This window comes from Sphingomonas sp., assembly GCF_031361285.1.
Taxonomy (GTDB): Bacteria; Pseudomonadota; Alphaproteobacteria; order Sphingomonadales; family Sphingomonadaceae; genus Sphingomicrobium.
In genome coordinates, this window is the sequence record NZ_JANMCO010000075.1 from 72,113 (window position 1) to 89,513 (window position 17,401).

The following is a 17,401-nucleotide window of genomic DNA, read 5'->3' on the forward strand; positions in this document are numbered from 1 at the left end:
TACGGCGACGGCCAAGAATCCACATGGAATCCTTACGGCCCGAGGGCGCACATCGTTCGCTTATGACAACAGAAGCTTCAACACCCGCCGCGGAGGCAGCGACCGCGCCTGCCCATCACGGCTCCAAGGACAGCCTGCCGGTGCTGGCGCTCGGCGCGATCGGCGTCGTCTATGGCGATATCGGCACGTCGCCGCTGTACACGATGAAGGAGAGCTTCCTCGGCCCGCATCCGCTGGCGGTCGACCCGCTGCACATTTTCGGTGTGCTGAGCCTGATCTTCTGGTCGCTGATGCTGATCGTGACGTTCAAATATGTGTTCGTCGCGATGCGCGCCGACAATAAGGGCGAGGGCGGGTCGTTTGCCTTGCTGGCGCTGATTTCGCGCAACCTCGAAGGCAAAAGCTGGACGGCCAGCCTGGTCCTCATGGGCGTGCTGGCGACCTGCCTGTTTTACGGCGATGCGATGATTACGCCGGCGATCTCGGTGCTGTCGGCGGTCGAGGGGCTGACCGTGGTCGAGGCGGGGCTGCAGCCGCTGGTGATCCCGATTGCGATCGGCATCCTGATCGGCCTGTTCCTCATCCAGGCGCGCGGCACGGCGCGGGTCGGCAAATTGTTCGGGCCGGTGGTGCTGATCTATTTCGCGGTGCTGGCGACGCTGGGCGTCAGCAATATTCTCGCCCGGCCAGAGATTATCGGCATCCTCAGCCCGCACTGGGCAGTCCAGTTTTTCCTGTACAATCCCAAGCTCGCCTTCCTCGCGCTGGGGTCGGTGTTCCTGGCCGTCACCGGCGCCGAAACGCTCTATGCCGACATGGGGCATTTCGGCAGGAAAGCGATCGGCGTTAGCTGGCTCGGCCTAGTCTACCCGTGCCTGATCCTCAACTATATGGGCCAGGGCGCGCTACTCCTCGACCATCCCGAAGCCGCCACCAATCCCTTCTATTTGATGGCCCCGGAATGGGCGCGATTGCCACTGGTCGGGATTGCGACGGCGGCGACGATCATCGCCAGCCAGGCGGTCATTTCGGGCGCATTTTCGATCACCCACCAGGCGGTCCAGCTCGGTTTCCTGCCGCGGTTGAAAACGCTGCACACCAGCGAACGCGCCGCCGGCCAGATTTACATTCCGGCGGTCAATTGGACGCTGTTGGCGATGATCATCCTGCTGGTCATCGGGTTCAAGGAATCGACCCGCCTGGCCTCGGCGTACGGGATCGCGGTCAGCGGGACGATGCTGATCACCACCGTCATGCTCGGCGTCCTGGTGACCAAGGTCTGGCGCTGGAACCGGGTCCTCGCCTGGGGCACGATCGGGCTGTTCATGGTGGTCGACGGTGCTTATTTCGCGTCGAACATCACCAAGATCCCCGACGGCGGCTGGTTCCCGCTGCTGATCGCGGCGATCGGCTTTACCGTGCTGACGACCTGGGCGACCGGCCGCCGGCTGATGCGCGAGCGGCTCAACGAAAGCGCGCTGCCGCTGGAAGTCTTCATCAAATCGGCGGCCGGATCGACGCATCGGGTGCGCGGCACCTCGGTCTTCCTGTCGTCGGCGTCCGACACCGTCCCGGCGGCGCTGCTCCACAATCTCAAGCATAATCAGGTGCTGCACGAACGGGTGATCTTGCTGACCGTGGCGGTCGAGGATATCCCGTACGTCGAGGTTCCCAAGCGGCTGGAGTTCCACGACGCCGGCCAGGGATTTTATCGCATGATCCTGCATTATGGTTTCATGGAAGAAGTCGACATCCCGCGCGACCTCGCCTGGATCAAGGGCTGCGGCCCGGCGTTCGACATGATGAGCACCAGTTTCTTCCTCGGCCGCCAGAAACTGATCCAGTCGACCAAACGGCCGGGCATGGCGCCGTGGCGCGAGCGGCTGTTCGCGTGGATGCTCAAAAGCTCGGAATCGGCGATGGAGTTTTTCCGGCTGCCGACCAACCGGGTGGTCGAACTCGGTAGCCAATTGCAGCTATGAGCATGGCCCAGGCGATGCTGCTGGCCGCCGAGGTGGCGACGGCCCCGATCTGCGCCGAACGACCGGGCAAGGCCAATGCGGTGTGCACGGTGCCGGCGGGCAAGTGGCAGCTCGAAACCGGCATCGCCGACTGGAGCCTGACCAGGCAAGCGGGGACGCGCGATGCCGTGCTGATCCTCGGGTCGTCGTTTCTCAAGCTGGGATTGTCGGACACGGCCGATCTCGAAGTCGGGGTGACGCCGTTCGTGCAAGCGACCATAAAACAGGCCGGGTCGCGCAGCCGTGTTTCAGGATTCGGTGACGTCGTCGTGCGTTACAAGCATCAACTGACCGACAAGGATGCCGACCTGCAAGTCGCGGCCATCCCCTTCGTTAAAGTGCCGACGGCCGCGCACGCCATCGGCAACGGCAAGGTCGAGGGCGGGCTCGCGGTCCCGGTTGGCCTGGCCCTTGGCGGGCCGGTGACCGTGACTTTCGGCCCCGAAGTGGATGTGCTGGCCGACGCCGACGGATCGGGCCGGCATTTTGGCCTCACCAACCTCGTCAGCCTGTCGGTCGCCGTCGCGCCCCGGGTCACGGTCGGCGGCGAGCTCTGGGGCAATTGGAACCTCGATCCCGCCGGGACCGTCAAGCAGGCGTCGGCCGATGCGGCGATCGCTTATGCCGCGTCCAATGCGCTGCAACTGGACCTCGGCGCCAATGTCGGGCTCAACCGCCAGACGCCCGATATCGAACTCTACGCCGGCGCGTCGATCCTGTTCTGACGCGAATTGTCTGCCGACTATTGCGGAGGTTCGCCGGACTGGCCAAGATGCGGACGGGGGACCCGCATGCATGGTTGATCTGACGCACAAGAAATATGAGAAACTGGTCCAGCCGCTGACCGAAGAGCTGGGCACCATGGCCCGCTGGGTCGACGAGACCGGGCAGCGCATCGTCATCCTGTTCGAAGGCCGCGACACCGCTGGCAAAGGGGGATCGATCGACATGTTCGCGCGGGTGCTCAATCCGCGGCTGTGCCATGTCGTGGCGCTGTCATCGCCGAGCGAGCGCGAACGCAGCGAATGGTATTTCCAGCGCTACGTCGAGCATCTGCCGCCGAAGGGCGAAATCTCGCTGTTCGATCGCAGCTGGTACAATCGCGCCGGCGTCGAGCCGGTGATGGGCTTTTGCACCCCAAAGGAGACCGACAATTTCCTGCGCGCGGTGCCGGAGTTCGAGCGGCAGCTGGTCGACGACGGCATCCTGCTGTTCAAATACTGGCTGTGTTGCGACCAGAAGAAGCAGGAAAAACGGTTCGAAGCCCGGCTGTACAATCCGCTCAAGCGCTGGAAGCTGTCGCCGATCGATATCGCCGCCCGGGCCAGATATGATGCCTACACCAAGGCGCGCGAGTTGATGCTGCAAGCGACTCACACCGATTTCGCGCCGTGGACCTTGATCGACTTCAACGACCAGGCGCTGGGGCGACTGACCTTGCTGCGCGATTTGCTCGACCGCGTGCCCGACACCGAACTGCCGTTGAAGGATATTCCGTGGCCGGACCTGCCCGCAAAGCCGGGCAAGGAAAAATATGGCGTGCTGAAGCCCATTCCTAATTTCGACAAGTGATGCGCATTGCGAAGCGCGGCGAAAAGCGTAATTTGCGCGGCGTGGGCGGCGAATAAGCTCAGGGGGAATGCTATGAAAGCCATGCGGTTGTTCGCGCAGCTGAGCGCATATTATCTGATCATCGGTCTGGTAATTTTCGTCGCCTTGAAGATGTTCCCGTGGGCCCGGGACTATCTGCCGATCGGCGGCGTCGAGGAGCTGATCAACCAGCCGCAAAAAGCCGGGGCGAACGGCCTGACCGGAGTGCAAGCGCAAACGGGAGGACATGTCGACAGTCTCGGCGACAGCCTGTTCTGGCTGACCACGGCATTGATCGGCGCCTTCCTGACCTCGCTGCCGGTCAGCTGGACCTACATGTCGATCCGCAATGCCGACGAATATGATCAGTCGCTGATCAGCACCATCATCATCCTGCCGCTGATCGTCACCGGCATCGTCATCATCGTCCAGAATTCGCTGGCGCTGGCCTTCTCGCTGGCCGGAATCGCCGGCGCGGTGCGCTTCAAGAATTCGCTCAAAAGCTCGGGTGACGCGCTGTTCATCCTGCTGTCGGTCGGCATCGGCCTGTCGGCCGGGATCGGCGCGGTCGAGCTGGCGGTCGTCATGTCGATCGCCTTCAACTACGGCTTCCTGGTGCTGTGGTTCACCGAATATGGCGAGCGCGAAGGAATGAAGCGCTATATGAGCGATTTCGACGGCGATGGGTCCGCGGTCACCACGGCCGCGGCCGCGCCGCCACCAGCCGTGCCGCCGGTCACCCAGCCCTAGGCACAGGTCTTGAGCACCTTGGCGGTCGTCGTTCGGTCGTCGGCAATGTCGTTGTAGAAACTGGCGAGATATGCCGCGGCCTTGCGGCGGACGCCTTCGTCCAGCGGGGCCTGGCCGAGCACGGCGAGCAGCGGCCCGCGTTGCGCGCGCAGCAATCCCGCCGCCGCTAGTGCCTGCGCATTGAACGCGCAATAACCCATATATTGCCGCCTGAGCACCGAACCGCCGCTGGGAGAGACGGCGTACGGCGGGTTGACCAGTCCCGAATAATCGAAATCATAGGGTACCGGCACGTAGCCGCCGCCGCTGGCGCGGGCAAACAGCCGGCTGTTGTGGCAGCAGCCTTCGCCAACCGGGCCGGCGCGCATCGACCAGTCCATGTTGCCGATCATATATTCGAACATAGCGACCCGCGCCGAATCCGCCGGACTGAGCAGGGCCGCGGGAATGCGGTCGCCAGTGACCGCGCGGCGCCAGCCATTGCGAGCGCCGACGTCGTTCGCCTCTTCGAGGAAAAAACCGAAGCGCGTAGTGATCGGACGGTTGGCCTCATCAACATAATCGATCGTCACCAGCCGCACCCGGAAGCTGGCCGGGGTGAGCTGGTTGTACAATAAATAGACCGAATATTCGAGCAACAGATATTGCTGGAACGACGCCGCGCCCTGGCAATGCGTGACCAGTTTGAGTTGCTTCTGGCCGGCGAAGATCGAATCCGGTGCCGGGGATTGCGAAAAACTGACGCGCAAGGGCGGAAACTGGCATACGTCGCGCCGCAAACGGGTGATGCCGCGCGGCGTCAGCCGGATTGCCAGAGTCTCCGGGGCGGCGCCGGGGACGGATAGCGTGGCGTCGCTCGTCAACTGCCTCGCCGCCGTCCGAGCAATCTGATTGATCGGTCCGCGGATCGTCAAGTGGAGGACGTCACTGCTCGCGAACAAAGGCTTGGGCGCGCTTTGCGCGAGGGCCGGCGCGGCGGTGACGATCGCGGCGAGCAAGGTGGCGATGCGCAGGTAGGTCATCTCAGTGCGCCTGCGCTAGCGGCGGTGAGCGATCGAAGTCATGTGGCACGAGCTGTCCCCCCAAGATTTCAAGATAGCTGAGCTTGCCGCCATAATAGCGCGATATTCCAGTATCGATACGGGCCAGTTGGCCGCCGTGCGAAATTTCGATCCCGGCGAGGCGTGGCGTGTGGGCGATGACCATGCGGCGGGCCCCGGCGTAGGACAGCGCCGCCGCCAGTTCCTGATCAATCGACGGATAGCCGGGGGGGAAGGCGGCAGCCTGTTCCGGATCCGCTTTGCGCGTGACCAAGCCCCGATACCAAAGCGGGCCGAACGGGTCGTAGAGGATCGACTGTTCGGAATCGTCGTGCGCTTTGAGCGCCTCGGCGACGCGCCGGTTGATAAGCTGGAACGCGGTGTTGGCATAACTGATGCTAATGCCGCCGTGGACGAACATCGTGTCGCCAACCTTGGCGATCGCCGGGTTGGCGATGGTCCACCGCCCCAATTGACCGTCCGGGCCCCACGCGGCCTGATGCTCGAGCTTGCCGAGCGGGGTTTGCGCCAGCCACGCCGCCCGGATGGCGTCGTCGGTCATCGCCGGCGTCTTGGCCCGGAAGGCGGCAGTGAGGGCCACCTTGTTCGCCGCATAAACGCGGTCGCGCAGTCGAACGGAATCGCTAGTGGCGAAGGCCGCATATTCACCCGCCGTGACGTAGCGCAGGTCGCCGGTCATGTTCATGGCTTCATGGTTGCCGACCAGCACGATGACCCGGCCACCGGCGGCTTTGGCCTGCGCCTGCAGCTTCATCAGATGGCTGATAATCTTCAACGAATCGGGGCCGCGGTCGACGATGTCGCCGGTCTGGACGAGGATCGTCGCACCGCCCGCCCAGCGATTGCGCGAGTCGATGATGCTGGCCTTGACGGCGATCTGGCGCCAGGCGTCGAAATCGCCGTGCAGGTCACCGACGGCGACGATCCGTGGCGGCGCGGACGGCTTGGCGGCGAGCGGCGTCGCGACGACCATCGCCACGAGCATCAGCCACTGACAAAATCTCTGGACCAACTGCCGTCCCTCTCGTCGTAAAATTTCCAATTCCGTCGCGGCTACCTCACGGCTGGTCGCCCCTTATCGCGCCCATCGTTGCATTGTTGAACCCGATTTGTAACCTTGGACGTTACACAGCCAGAACATTGTCAGTTGAGGAATTTCGAATGCGCAAGATCCTGTTTCCATTGGCGGCCTTTTCCTTGGTGCTGCCGACGTCGTTCGTTGGCTTTGCTGCTCCGGCCAGCGCGCACGCCCGCAATTATCGCCATTCTCATTACCACGGCCAAGTCTATCGCTGTCGCCGCTCGCCGGGCAACACCGGCCTAGTCGCCGGCGGTGTCGCCGGCGGCGTGGTCGGTAGCCAGGTGATCGGCCATGGTTTGGTCGGCGTTGCCGCGGGCGCAGTCGGCGGGGCGCTCGCCGGGCGCGCGATCGATCGCAGCATGACCGCCCGGCGTCGCGGCTGCCGCTAAACGGCGGCGGCGAAGGTCAGGCCGTTGGCCGACTCTGACCCGGACGAATGAGCACCGTTAAGTTTACACAGCGGGCGCTGGCGCCCGGCGGGCTATTGCAACCGGCCGATCGGCGACGGTCGATCGCGGCGGTTGCGGTGGTTCACCTGGGCTTGGCTTATGCGCTGCTTTATGGCTTGTCGGTGGATGTCCGACGGTCGACGCAAGCGGTCACGCGGCTCATTGCCGTCACACTGTCGCCGCCACCGCCAATGGTCGTCATCGAACCCCAGCGCCACGCCGCAGCGCAGTCGGCGGCGCCGGTTGCGGCCCGCGACCAGCCCGGCGGATCAACCGGTCCGTCAACCATCCGGGCGCCAAACCCGGTCGCCCCGATTGTTGCCACGGCCCCGACCGTCTCGCCAGGGGGCAGTGCCGGTTCTGGCACGCTGTCCGGCGGCGGCAGCGGCGGCGGCACTGGCGGTCAGGGCGCCGGCGATGGAGCTGGCACTGGTGAGGGCGATGGCGGTGCCGATCTCGAATGGCTGTCGGGCGAGATTCGTCGTTCGGACTATCCCCGAGCCGTACTTGCGGCCGGGATCGGCGGGCGAGTCGAATTCCGCTTTACCGTCGGGGTTGCCGGCCGGGTGACCGCCTGCACGGTGACGCGTTCAAGCGGCAATGCCGAGCTTGATGCGACCACTTGCCGCCTGGCGATCCAACGCTTCCGTTATCGCCCGAGTAAAGATGCCAGCGGGCGCCCGATCGCGGTGGTGGTGGAAGGCGATCAAATCTGGTCGACCTCCCGCGACGACAACGACCGTCAGGACTAAATGTCCAGCGCGGCCCGTTGCTCACGGTCGCGGTTGCGGTCGGACAATCATAATCTCACTGACTTCCCGCAAGCGGGCGAGGTAGGCGGCGCGGGCGCAGGCAACGGATCGGCGGCAACCTTTGCGGCGGGCAAGGAAGCGGTCGCGCGTGCTTTGCAGCGCCAACCGCCTGGCGGCATCGGCCCGTAGCCACGACTGACTGTAGAACAGCGCCTGTTGGCGATCGAGTTCGGCGAGATTGCGGTTCCCGCAAACCAGGCTATCGCGCCGCCCATCGGCGGTGCGGCAGCTGGCGTTCGACATTGTTTGCGCAGCGGTCTTCCGGGGCTTCACCGTCGGCTTGGCGATGATCGGTTTTGGCAGCGTCGCCACGGCGGTAATTGGTGGTTCGGGAACCGGTTCGTCCAGTTGCGGATCCGCGACTGCCACTTGGGCGACGTCGGACACGACGGCCGGCTCTTCGGCCGACGGCAGGACAGGAATCTCCCTCGCAACGGCCGGCGTGCGGGGCGGCGCGTGGGTGGCGCGTTCGGCCGGCGTGACAAGCGCGACGGGGGACCAGGTCACTAGGAACACTAGCACCAGCAGCAGGGTCACGGAGGCAGCAGCGAACAAGCGGCTCGGCGCGGGCAGGAACGCGCGGCGCATCGGCGCGCTCGGCCAAGCGTCGGCGGCGCGCACCTGATCATATTGCGCGCGCTTGTCGGGGTCGATGAGCACTTCGTAAGCGGCATTGATGGCGCGCGTGCGTGCGGTCGCCGCGGCCGAGGCGTTGCCATCCGGATGATAGCGCCGAACCAGTGCCCGATAGGCCGCGCGGATGACGACGTCTTCCGAGGTCGGCGCCAGGCCCAGCGTGGCGTAATGGTCGGGCGTTACCGTCATGTCACTCGGCGCGAATGTCGAAGCGCCGGGCGGTCGGGTGACTGCTGGACAAGCCGCCGTCGACCACCAGTGCCTGGCCGTTGACGTAGGACGATTCGTCCGACGCGAGAAACAAGGCGGCGGCGGCGATCTCGGCCGGTTCGCCGCCGCGCCGGAGCGGGTTCAAGTCGCCGATGCGATCCGCCCGTCCGGCGTCGCGGGCCATCTGGTAGAGAATTTCGGTCATGCCGGTTTCAATCAGGCCGGGACAGATGGCATTGACCCGGATGTTGGTGCCGTAAAGCTGCTGGGCGGCGGTGGTGACGAGGTTGATGACCCCGGCCTTGGCCGCCGAATAAGCCGCGCCGCCGGCGCCCGAGCGCAAGCCGGCGACGCTGGCGGTGCAAATGATCGACCCGCCGCCGCGCGCTTTCAAATGCGGCGCGGCGTGCTTGATGGCGAGGAACGGACCGATCAAATCGACCCGCAAGATTTCGGCCCAATCCTCCGCCGTCTGCTCGAAGATCGACGCGAGCCCGCCGGAGATGCCGGCATTGGCAAAGACGATGTCGAGCCCGCTATGCGCCAAGACCGTATCGTCGATCAGCCGCTTGATGTCGGCATCGCTGCCAGCGTCGGCCTGGGCGATGCCGTCCGCCGCAGTGATGTCGCTACCGACGACCGTCGCGCCTTCGCCGCGGAACAGCTCGGCGGCGGCGAGGCCGATGCCCGATGCCGCGCCGGTGATAATTGCGACCTTGCCGCTGAGGCGCCCTGATCCCATGCTCATTCCCCAATTCAATCTGCGGCTGTTATAGCTGCCACGCTTTTGCGGAGCCGCGCCATGGATTTCAACTTATCATCAGCCGACGTCGCCTGGCGGGACCGGGTCAAATCCTTCATCGACGCCGAGGTTCGCCCGCGCGCCGGCGACTATAATGCGCAGCAACTGGCAGGCGATCGGTGGAAAGTCCTGCCGGTGATCGATGAGCTCAAAGGCCTCGCGCGCCAGGCCGGACTGTGGAACCTGTTCATGCCGCCGAGCCACGGCGCCGCGCATGTCGATGACAGTTTCGCCTTCGACGGGCCTGGCCTGAGCAATTTGCAATATGCGTTCTGCGCCGAGGAGATGGGGCGGATCCTGTGGTCGTCGGAGGCGTTCAACTGCTCGGCGCCCGACACCGGCAATATGGAAGTGCTCCACCGTTACGGCACCCGCGAACAAAAGGAGCAATGGCTCAAGCCGTTGATGGACGGCGAAATCCGTTCGGCCTTCCTGATGACCGAACCCGAGGTGGCATCCTCCGATGCCACGAACATCCAGTGCAAGATCGAAATGCGCGGCAATGAATATGTCGTCAACGGCCGCAAATGGTGGTCGAGCGGGGCCGGCGATCCGCGCTGCAAGCTGGCCATCGTCATGGGCAAGAGCGATCCCGCCGCCAACACCCACCAGCAGCAATCGATGATCCTGGTGCCGCTCGACGCCGACGGCGTCGACATCGTCCGCCACTTGCCGGTGTTCGGTTATGACGATGCGCCGCACGGGCATATGGAAGTGGAGTTGAAGGACGTCCGCGTGCCGCCGTCGAACATGCTGCTGGGCGAGGGCCGCGGGTTCGAGATCGCCCAGGGGCGCCTGGGGCCGGGCCGCATCCACCATTGCATGCGGATGATCGGCGTCGCCGAGGAAGCGATGGCGGCGATGACCAAACGGCTCAAATCGCGGACCGCGTTCGGCAAGACATTGGCCGAGCAATCGGTGTGGGGAGAACGGATCGCCGACGCGCGGATCGACATCGAGATGACGCGGCTGCTGTGCCTGAAGGCCGCCGACATGATGGACCGGGTTGGCAATAAAGCCGCGCAAGGCGAGATCGCTATGATCAAGGTCGCCGCGCCGCGCACCGCGTTGAAGGTGCTCGACGATGCCATCCAGGCGCATGGCGGTGCCGGCGTGTCGGCGGATTTCCCGCTGGCCGCCGCGTGGGCGGGGGTGCGCACGCTGCGGCTCGCCGATGGTCCCGACGAGGTGCACCGGCGGGCGATCGCGCGGCTGGAATATAAGAAGCATCTATGAGCGATCCGCCTCTCAACGAGGAGGCGCTGGGCGCTTGGCTGGAGGCCAATTTGCCGGGGTTCGCGCCGCCGTTCCGGCTGACCAAATTCCCCTCCGGCCAGTCCAATCCGACCTACAAGATCAGTGCGATGTCGGGCGACTATGTGCTTCGCCGCAAGCCGTTCGGGCCGCTGCTGCCCTCGGCGCACGCGGTCGACCGCGAATATCGCTTGTTGTCGGCGCTCTCCCCGCTCGGTTTTCCGGTGCCGGAGCCTTTGGCGATCTGCGCCGAACCGGACGTCATTGGCGCGATTTTTTACGTGATGGAGATGGCCAAGGGCCGGCCTTATGCGGACGGCGCGCTGCCCGAGTTCGACCCCGCCACCCGGGGCCGCATGTACGAGCAATTGATCGATACGTTGGCTGATTTGCACGCTATCGATCCGGTCGCCGCGGAGCTCGAGGATTTCGGCAAACCGGGCAATTATTTCGAGCGCCAGGTGGCGCGCTGGACGCGGCAATATCGCGATTCGCAAACCGATTTTGTGCCCGAGATGGAGCGGTTGATCGCGTTCCTGCCGGAGACCTTGCCTGAACAGTCGCGGACCGCCATCGTCCACGGCGATTATCGCATCGACAATGTCGTGTTCGACGGCGACGGCACGCTGACTGCGGTGCTCGATTGGGAGCTGGCGACGCTGGGCGATCCGGTCGCCGATTTCTCCTATCTGGCGATGCAATGGGTGATGCCGGCCGACGGCGGCGCGGCCTTGAGCGGGCTCGACCTGGCGGCGCTGGGGATTCCCTCGCTGGAGGCAATTACGCAGCGTTATACCGAGCGTTCGGGGGTACCCGTCGGCGCCAGGCTCGACTGGTATTTCGCTTATAATCTGTTCCGCCTGGCCGGCATCGTCCAGGGCATCAAGAAGCGCCTCGCCGACGGCAGCGCCAGCCACGCCAATGCGGCCGAGATCGCGGCCAAAGTGCCGACGCTGGCCAAAGCCGCATGGAGCTTCGCCGAGTCCGCAAGCGCCGCTGGTTGAGTTCGGCAACGCGGCTGCTAGCTTGACTGACACCTTCGCCTTTTAAGAAGAGAACAACGCCAATGCGCAATCACGTCCTTGTAGCCCTGATCCTGCCGCTTGCTGCTTGCACGACGGTAAAACCTGCACCCATCGTTAATGCCGAAGCCTATGCACGTGCAGAGGAAGACGTGAATCGCGCTACGGCGGACTCGCTCGCGGCTGTTGACGCTGTTTTAGCCAGACAAAAAATCTCCTATCCGCAAACCCGGCGCGTGGGCCTTGTCGAACCGCAGTTTGGAGTGCCCGTGGCCGATCCCTATCGCTGGCTGGAAAATGATGTCCGCACCGATCCCGAGGTACGCGCCTGGGTCGATGCGCAAAATGCGGTCTCCAGCAGCTTCCTGGCGACACTGCCGGCGCGGGCGCCGTTCAAGGCGCGAATGACCGACCTTTATAACTATGAACGCTTCGGCATTCCCGTGAAGAAGGGCGCGCATTATTTCTACACGCGCAACGACGGGCTGCAGAACCAGCCGGTGCTGTATGTCCGCGACAGCTTAAGCGGACCGGGGCGGGTCCTGATCGACCCCAACGGCTGGTCGGCCGACGGCGCCACCGCGCTCGCCGAATGGGTGCCGAGCGAGGACGGCACCAAGCTGCTCTATTCGATCCAGGACGGCGGCACCGACTGGCGCACGGTGCGCGTCCTCGATGCCGGCACCGGCAAACTTCTGCCCGACGAAGTGAAGTGGGTGAAGTTTTCCAACCTCGACTGGGCGAAGGATGGTTCGGGCTTTTATTATTCGCGCTTTCCCGAGCCCAAGGCGGGCGGAACCTTTCAATCGCTAAACGAGGACCAAGCCGTCTATTTCCACAAGATGGGAACGGCGCAAGCGGCCGATCGCTTGGTCTTGGCGACGCCCAAAAGGGCCGATCTCAACCATGTCGCGCAAGTCAGCGACGACGGCGGCTGGCTGGTCGTAACCTCGTCGAGCGGCACCGATGAGCGCTTTGAAATCACGTTGGTCAACTTGAAGAACCGCGCCGCCAAGCCGCGCGTCCTGGTGCCCGGGTTCGAGAATAATTACACCTTCATCGGCAACCGCGGATCGACCTTCTTTTTCGTCACCAACGACAGCGCCCCCAAATTGCAGGTCGTCAGCCTCGACATCGCCCGGGCCAAGCCGGTTGCGCACACCGTGATCGCCGAGGACCAGGCAACGCTGGAGGGGGCGAGCATGGTTGGCGGCGCCTTGATCGCGACCTATCTCGCCGACGCCAAGAGTGAGGTCCGCGTCCATGGTCTCGATGGCGCCTTGCAGCGCACCATTGCCCTTCCCGGGATCGGCAGCGCATCCGGGTTCGGCGGCGAGTTCGACGATCCCGAGACGTTCTTTGCGTTCACCAGCTTTAACCGCCCGACGACCATCTATCGCTACGACGTCAAGGGCGGGCAAGCGTCCGAATGGGCGGCGCCCAAGGTCGCGTTCAACCCCGACGATTATAGCGTCGAAAAGCGATTCTATGCGTCCAAGGACGGCACGCGCATCCCGATGTTCATCGTGATGAAGAAAGGGCTCGACCGTAGCGGCGGCTCGCCGACCGTGCTCTACGGCTATGGCGGGTTCAATGTTTCGTTGACTCCGGACTATTCGCCGACGCGAATGGCGTGGATCGAGGCTGGCGGCGTCTATGCGATGGCCAACCTTCGCGGCGGCGGCGAATATGGCAAGGCGTGGCACGACGCCGGGCGCCTGGCCAACAAGCAGAATGTGTTCGACGATTTCATCGCCGCCGGCGAATATCTGAAGGCGCAGGGGATTACTTCGCCCAAGGGGCTGGCGATCGACGGCGGCTCGAACGGCGGGCTGCTGGTCGGCGCGGTGGTCAACCAGCGCCCCGATTTGTTCGACGCCGCGCACCCGGCGGTCGGCGTGATGGACATGCTGCGCTTCGACCGCTTTACCGCCGGCCGCTATTGGGTCGACGATTATGGCTATCCCAACAAGGCCGCCGATTTTAAGACCCTGCTGACTTATTCGCCCTATCACAACATCAAGCCCAGCGTGCATTACCCGCCGGTTTTGGCGACCAGCGCCGACACCGACGACCGCGTCGTGCCCGGCCACAGCTTCAAATATATGGCGGCGCTGCAGGCCGCCGACCCGGATGGCGAACCGCATTTGATTCGGATCGAAACGCGGGCCGGCCACGGCTCGGGCAAGCCGACCACCAAGATCATCGAGGAAAGCGCCGACGTCTACGCGTTCCTGGCCAAGTTCACCGGCTTGGCGGTCGGGCCGCGCTAAGGGCAGCCGGAGCGGCGGTGCGCGTTTTAAGGGAATGAGTTTTCATCCTTTGAACAGCGGGACTTACCGCCATAAAATGAACGTCAGCAAACGTCACATTCAGCCATCGTGCAGCGCCGTCTTTCTAGGAACCCCAATCGGGTCGTCGTGCGTTTTGCCGACGAGTCTGTTTTGGACGAACAAGGAGAGTGGCCATGAAGGCTGTTATGAAAATCCTGGCGGGCGGCGTTGCAATCGCCGCGCTGGCCAGTGCGGCCCCCGCGGCCGCGCAATATTACCCGGGCTATGGTTACGGGAACAACGGTGGCAACATCATCAGCCAAGTGCTGACCCAGGTACTCGGAGGATATGGCCAAAACGGCTATAACACCAACACCCGCTACGCCGTCCAGCAGTGCGCGGCCGCGGTCGAGCAACGCCTCAACGGCGGCAATAATGCCTACGGCGGCTATGGCAGCAATAGCGGCTACGGCGGCTATGGCGGTTACGGTGCCGGTTACGGGGCATATGGCGGCAATTCCGGCGGTGGACGAGTGCTCGGCATCACCCATGCCGATGTCCACAGCGGTGGCCGGGTGAAGGTTAAAGGCATCGCCACCAGCGGCATGAATTCCGGCTATGGCGGGTATGGCAGCTCCGGCGGCTATAGCGGCTACGGCGGGTATAGCGGTTACGGCGGGTATGGCGGCTCCGGCGGCTATAACGGCTACGGCGGCTATGGCAGCGGGAATGGCGCGCAGACCGGCGAGCTAAGGTTCAATTGCACGGTCGATTACCGCGGCTACATCAGCCAACTCAGCATCGACCGCAACAGTTATGCCGACTACGGTTATCGCCGTTACTAACTGATCGCCTTTCGGGGTAAGGATGCGCGGGAGCCTTGCGGTTCCCGCGCATTTTTTTGCGTCGCTCCGGGCGGCGAGCGCCGAATGGCGATGAGCCAATTCATGCCTGGTTCGATTGCCCCGCCCACCGCAAGAATGCATCCGAAATGGAGGCATCCCCAGTAGCTGGTTAAGCATCAACTGGTCATGCTTAGTTTGGGCACAAGGTGGCGGGTGGAATGCTAGACAACACACTTTCGGACAACGTCCAGCGCGGCTCTCCGGAAGCGCGGGGAACGGTGCGCGTCAACCTGTTCATGGCCGCGACGCTGCACGCGTCGGGCGTCGCAACCGCCGTGAAAGTCCGCGATTTGTCGGCCATGGGCGCGCAGATAGAAGGCCCCCTGTTTCCCGAAGTCGGCTCCCCGATGACTTTGTCGCGCGGGCGCCTGAGCGTTCAGGGTCAGGTGGCCTGGCGCACCGAGCGGCGCTGCGGATTGCAATTCACTTCGCAGATTTCGGTCCCGGACTGGATGGCCAATACAGTCAATCGCGAGCAAAACCGCGTCGATCAAATCGTGACCGCGGTGAAGGCCGGCGTCGTTCCATTGACGGTTCCGGGCAATCAAAGTTCGAAACCGCGGCCCGGAGTTACCGAGGATCTCCGCAGCGTTGCGCAGTTGCTCGAATGTCTTGGCGATGCGCTGGTAGGCGACCCCGCGATCATCGCCCAACACGGCATTGTGCTGCAGAATCTCGATATTGCCGTTCAGACGTTGAACGTGCTCGCCGAGACGATGCGGGCCGACTCTCCCGTCGACGCAGCGACTCTTGTCAGGCTCGCTGAGCTGCGTACCAGCTGCGCGGCAGCGCTCCGGGGCACCGCCTAGCCCATAACTATGTTTTGACGCGGTCGCTGGCGCGGCGCAGTCTGCCGGTGGGGGAAACCGGCATGTACCGCGTGTCACTAACCGAATCCTTGTTCCCGGCCGTCCGCGACGCGCCGGTCGAGAAACTGACCATCGGCGACCTGTTGCGCCGCCGGGCGACGGCGCACGCTGCAACGATCGCACTCAAGGAATTTGGCTACGACGGCGCCGTTGGCCGGACCTGGACCTATGCCGGGTTGCTGCGCGATGCCGAGCGACTGGCGCGCGCGCTCGCCAGCCGCCACAAGCCCGGCACGCGGATTGCGATCTATGCCAACAACCTGCCCGAATGGGTCTTGATGGAATTCGCCACGGCGATGGCCGGGATCATTCTGGTCACGGTCAATCCGGCGTTCCAGGCGCGCGAGCTCAAATATGTGCTCGAGCAATCGCGCTCCGAAGCCATCTATTACGTCGCGGAGTTTCGCGGCAGCCCGATGACGGCCATCGCCAACGAAGCGTGCGACGAGGTTCCGGCGATCCGCCGCCGGATCGAGCTGACCGATCATGCCGCCTTGTTCGACGGTGAGGATCGCGGCGTGTTGCCGCAAGTCACCCCCGACGATGTGACGCAAATTCAATATACCTCGGGCACCACGGGATTCCCCAAGGGCGCGCTGCTCCACCACCACGGCCTGATCCAGAACGCGCGCGATTGTATGGTCCGCCTCGGCCTCGGCGCCGGCGACAGTTTCATGCACAACATGCCGCTGTTCCACACCACTGGTTGCGCGATCTGCGTGCTCGGCATTATCGACGCGGGCGCGACGATGTTGCTGGCGCCGATATTCGATCCGGTGATGATCGTCAGGGTCATCGAACGCGAACGGCCCGGTTACCTGCTCGGCGTGCCGACGATGCTGGTGGCACTGGTCGACGAAGCGGTCCGGAGCGGCCGCGACGTCTCCTCGTTTCAGCGGATCATGTCCGGCGGGGCGATGGTCGCGCCCGAGCTGATCAACCGGGTGAGAGCGGCGTTCGGCCCGACCGTGCAGATTGTTTACGGGCAAACCGAATGCTCACCGGTCATTACCATGGTGTGGCACGACGACGTCCTTGCCGACCTCACCGGGACGATCGGCCAGCCGCTGCCCAATTTGGACGTCGCGATCCTCGACCTGCAGACCGCCGCGGTCATGCCGATCGGCGAGCAGGGCGAAATCTGCACCCGCGGCTATCACGTCATGACCGGCTATAACGACAATCCCGAAGCGACCGCGAAAGCGATCGACGCCGACGGCTGGCTGCATACCGGCGATCTCGGGCGGATGGACGCGCGCGGCTATGTGACGATCACCGGGCGGGTCAAGGAGATGATCATTCGCGGCGGCGAGAATCTGTTTCCGGCGGAAATCGAGAATGCCATGCTCGAGCATGACGATGTCGGCGAAGTCGCGGTGATCGGCGTCCCGTGTCCGGTGTACGGCGAGCAGGTCGCCTGCTTCATGCGCGCCAGCGGCGAGCGCCGGCCCGACCCGGCCGAATTGAAGGCCTTCATCCGCGCGCGATTGTCACCGCAAAAGACGCCCAAGCATTGGCTGTGGGTCGACCAATGGCCGCTGACCGGCTCGGGCAAGATCCAGAAATTCAAGCTCGCCGAGCAATTCGCGGCGGGGGAGCATCGGGAGGCGGAGGGGGAACGGGTCAGTTGAAGGTGGTTGTGCGGAGCGTCCGTTCTCGACCCATT

General features: G+C 64.1%; 16 protein-coding genes. 12 read left to right on the forward strand and 4 right to left on the reverse strand.

What is annotated here, in order from left to right; all coding sequences use genetic code 11:
- The first annotated feature begins 62 nt into the window (after positions 1 to 62).
- From RMO25_RS07915 to RMO25_RS07930, 4 genes are all read left to right on the forward strand, one after another.
- Positions 63 to 1,982, forward strand: coding sequence for a potassium transporter Kup (locus RMO25_RS07915; RefSeq protein ID WP_309662060.1), 1,920 nt, complete (start codon positions 63 to 65; stop codon positions 1,980 to 1,982).
- Between the two features lie 2 nt (positions 1,983 to 1,984).
- Positions 1,985 to 2,746: a transporter gene (locus tag RMO25_RS07920; protein ID WP_309662061.1), complete on the forward strand. Its 762-nt coding sequence runs from the start codon at positions 1,985 to 1,987 to the stop codon at positions 2,744 to 2,746.
- A 70-nt stretch (positions 2,747 to 2,816) separates the two neighbouring features.
- Complete coding sequence (gene ppk2, locus RMO25_RS07925; RefSeq protein ID WP_309662062.1) at positions 2,817 to 3,593, forward strand: polyphosphate kinase 2; 777 nt, start codon at positions 2,817 to 2,819, stop codon at positions 3,591 to 3,593.
- Positions 3,594 to 3,665: 72 nt separating this feature from the next.
- On the forward strand, positions 3,666 to 4,361 hold the full coding sequence (locus tag RMO25_RS07930; protein ID WP_309662063.1) for a hypothetical protein: 696 nt from the start codon (positions 3,666 to 3,668) through the stop codon (positions 4,359 to 4,361).
- On the opposite strand, the gene RMO25_RS07935 is transcribed toward RMO25_RS07930, so the two are convergent.
- Positions 4,358 to 5,383 (reverse strand): hypothetical protein, encoded by a 1,026-nt coding sequence (locus RMO25_RS07935; RefSeq protein WP_309662064.1) that lies wholly within the window; start codon positions 5,381 to 5,383, stop codon positions 4,358 to 4,360. The genes RMO25_RS07930 and RMO25_RS07935 overlap by 4 nt on opposite strands.
- A gap of 1 nt (position 5,384) precedes the next feature.
- Entirely contained in the window at positions 5,385 to 6,434 is a 1,050-nt protein-coding gene (locus tag RMO25_RS07940) for a metallophosphoesterase (RefSeq protein ID WP_309662065.1), read from the reverse strand.
- 149 nt (positions 6,435 to 6,583) lie between these two features.
- Between RMO25_RS07940 and RMO25_RS07945 the strand changes: the two genes are divergently transcribed.
- Positions 6,584 to 6,892 carry a hypothetical protein gene (locus RMO25_RS07945; RefSeq protein WP_309662066.1) on the forward strand — a complete coding sequence of 103 codons (309 nt, stop codon included), beginning with the start codon at positions 6,584 to 6,586 and terminating at the stop codon, positions 6,890 to 6,892.
- A 47-nt stretch (positions 6,893 to 6,939) separates the two neighbouring features.
- Positions 6,940 to 7,704 (forward strand): energy transducer TonB, encoded by a 765-nt coding sequence (locus RMO25_RS07950; RefSeq protein WP_309662067.1) that lies wholly within the window; start codon positions 6,940 to 6,942, stop codon positions 7,702 to 7,704.
- 21 nt (positions 7,705 to 7,725) lie between these two features.
- Here RMO25_RS07950 and RMO25_RS07955 read toward each other — a convergent pair whose 3' ends face one another.
- Both RMO25_RS07955 and RMO25_RS07960 read right to left on the reverse strand, forming a co-directional pair.
- Positions 7,726 to 8,589 (reverse strand): DnaJ domain-containing protein, encoded by an 864-nt coding sequence (locus tag RMO25_RS07955; RefSeq protein ID WP_309662068.1) that lies wholly within the window; start codon positions 8,587 to 8,589, stop codon positions 7,726 to 7,728.
- A gap of 1 nt (position 8,590) precedes the next feature.
- Positions 8,591 to 9,358 carry an SDR family oxidoreductase gene (locus tag RMO25_RS07960; RefSeq protein WP_309662069.1) on the reverse strand — a complete coding sequence of 256 codons (768 nt, stop codon included), beginning with the start codon at positions 9,356 to 9,358 and terminating at the stop codon, positions 8,591 to 8,593.
- A 54-nt stretch (positions 9,359 to 9,412) separates the two neighbouring features.
- On the opposite strand from RMO25_RS07960, the gene RMO25_RS07965 reads away from it, so the two are divergent.
- The 6 genes from RMO25_RS07965 (at position 9,413) to RMO25_RS07990 (ending at position 17,366) form a co-directional block, all read left to right on the forward strand.
- A complete protein-coding gene (locus RMO25_RS07965; protein ID WP_309662070.1) occupies positions 9,413 to 10,648 on the forward strand; it encodes an acyl-CoA dehydrogenase family protein in 1,236 nt (411 codons plus the stop codon).
- Complete coding sequence (locus RMO25_RS07970) at positions 10,645 to 11,670, forward strand: phosphotransferase family protein (protein WP_309662071.1); 1,026 nt, start codon at positions 10,645 to 10,647, stop codon at positions 11,668 to 11,670. Before RMO25_RS07965 ends, RMO25_RS07970 begins: the two co-directional genes overlap by 4 nt.
- A 62-nt stretch (positions 11,671 to 11,732) precedes the next feature.
- Positions 11,733 to 13,961, forward strand: coding sequence for a prolyl oligopeptidase family protein (locus RMO25_RS07975; RefSeq protein ID WP_405051858.1), 2,229 nt, complete (start codon positions 11,733 to 11,735; stop codon positions 13,959 to 13,961).
- A gap of 194 nt (positions 13,962 to 14,155) precedes the next feature.
- Entirely contained in the window at positions 14,156 to 14,806 is a 651-nt protein-coding gene (locus RMO25_RS07980; RefSeq protein WP_309662072.1) for a hypothetical protein, read from the forward strand.
- Positions 14,807 to 15,024: 218 nt separating this feature from the next.
- Positions 15,025 to 15,675, forward strand: coding sequence for a PilZ domain-containing protein (locus tag RMO25_RS07985; protein ID WP_309662073.1), 651 nt, complete (start codon positions 15,025 to 15,027; stop codon positions 15,673 to 15,675).
- A 62-nt stretch (positions 15,676 to 15,737) separates the two neighbouring features.
- The gene (locus RMO25_RS07990; RefSeq protein ID WP_309662074.1) at positions 15,738 to 17,366 is read left to right on the forward strand and encodes an AMP-binding protein; all 1,629 of its coding nucleotides are present in this window, start codon (positions 15,738 to 15,740) and stop codon (positions 17,364 to 17,366) included.
- The last annotated feature ends 35 nt before the right edge of the window (positions 17,367 to 17,401 follow it).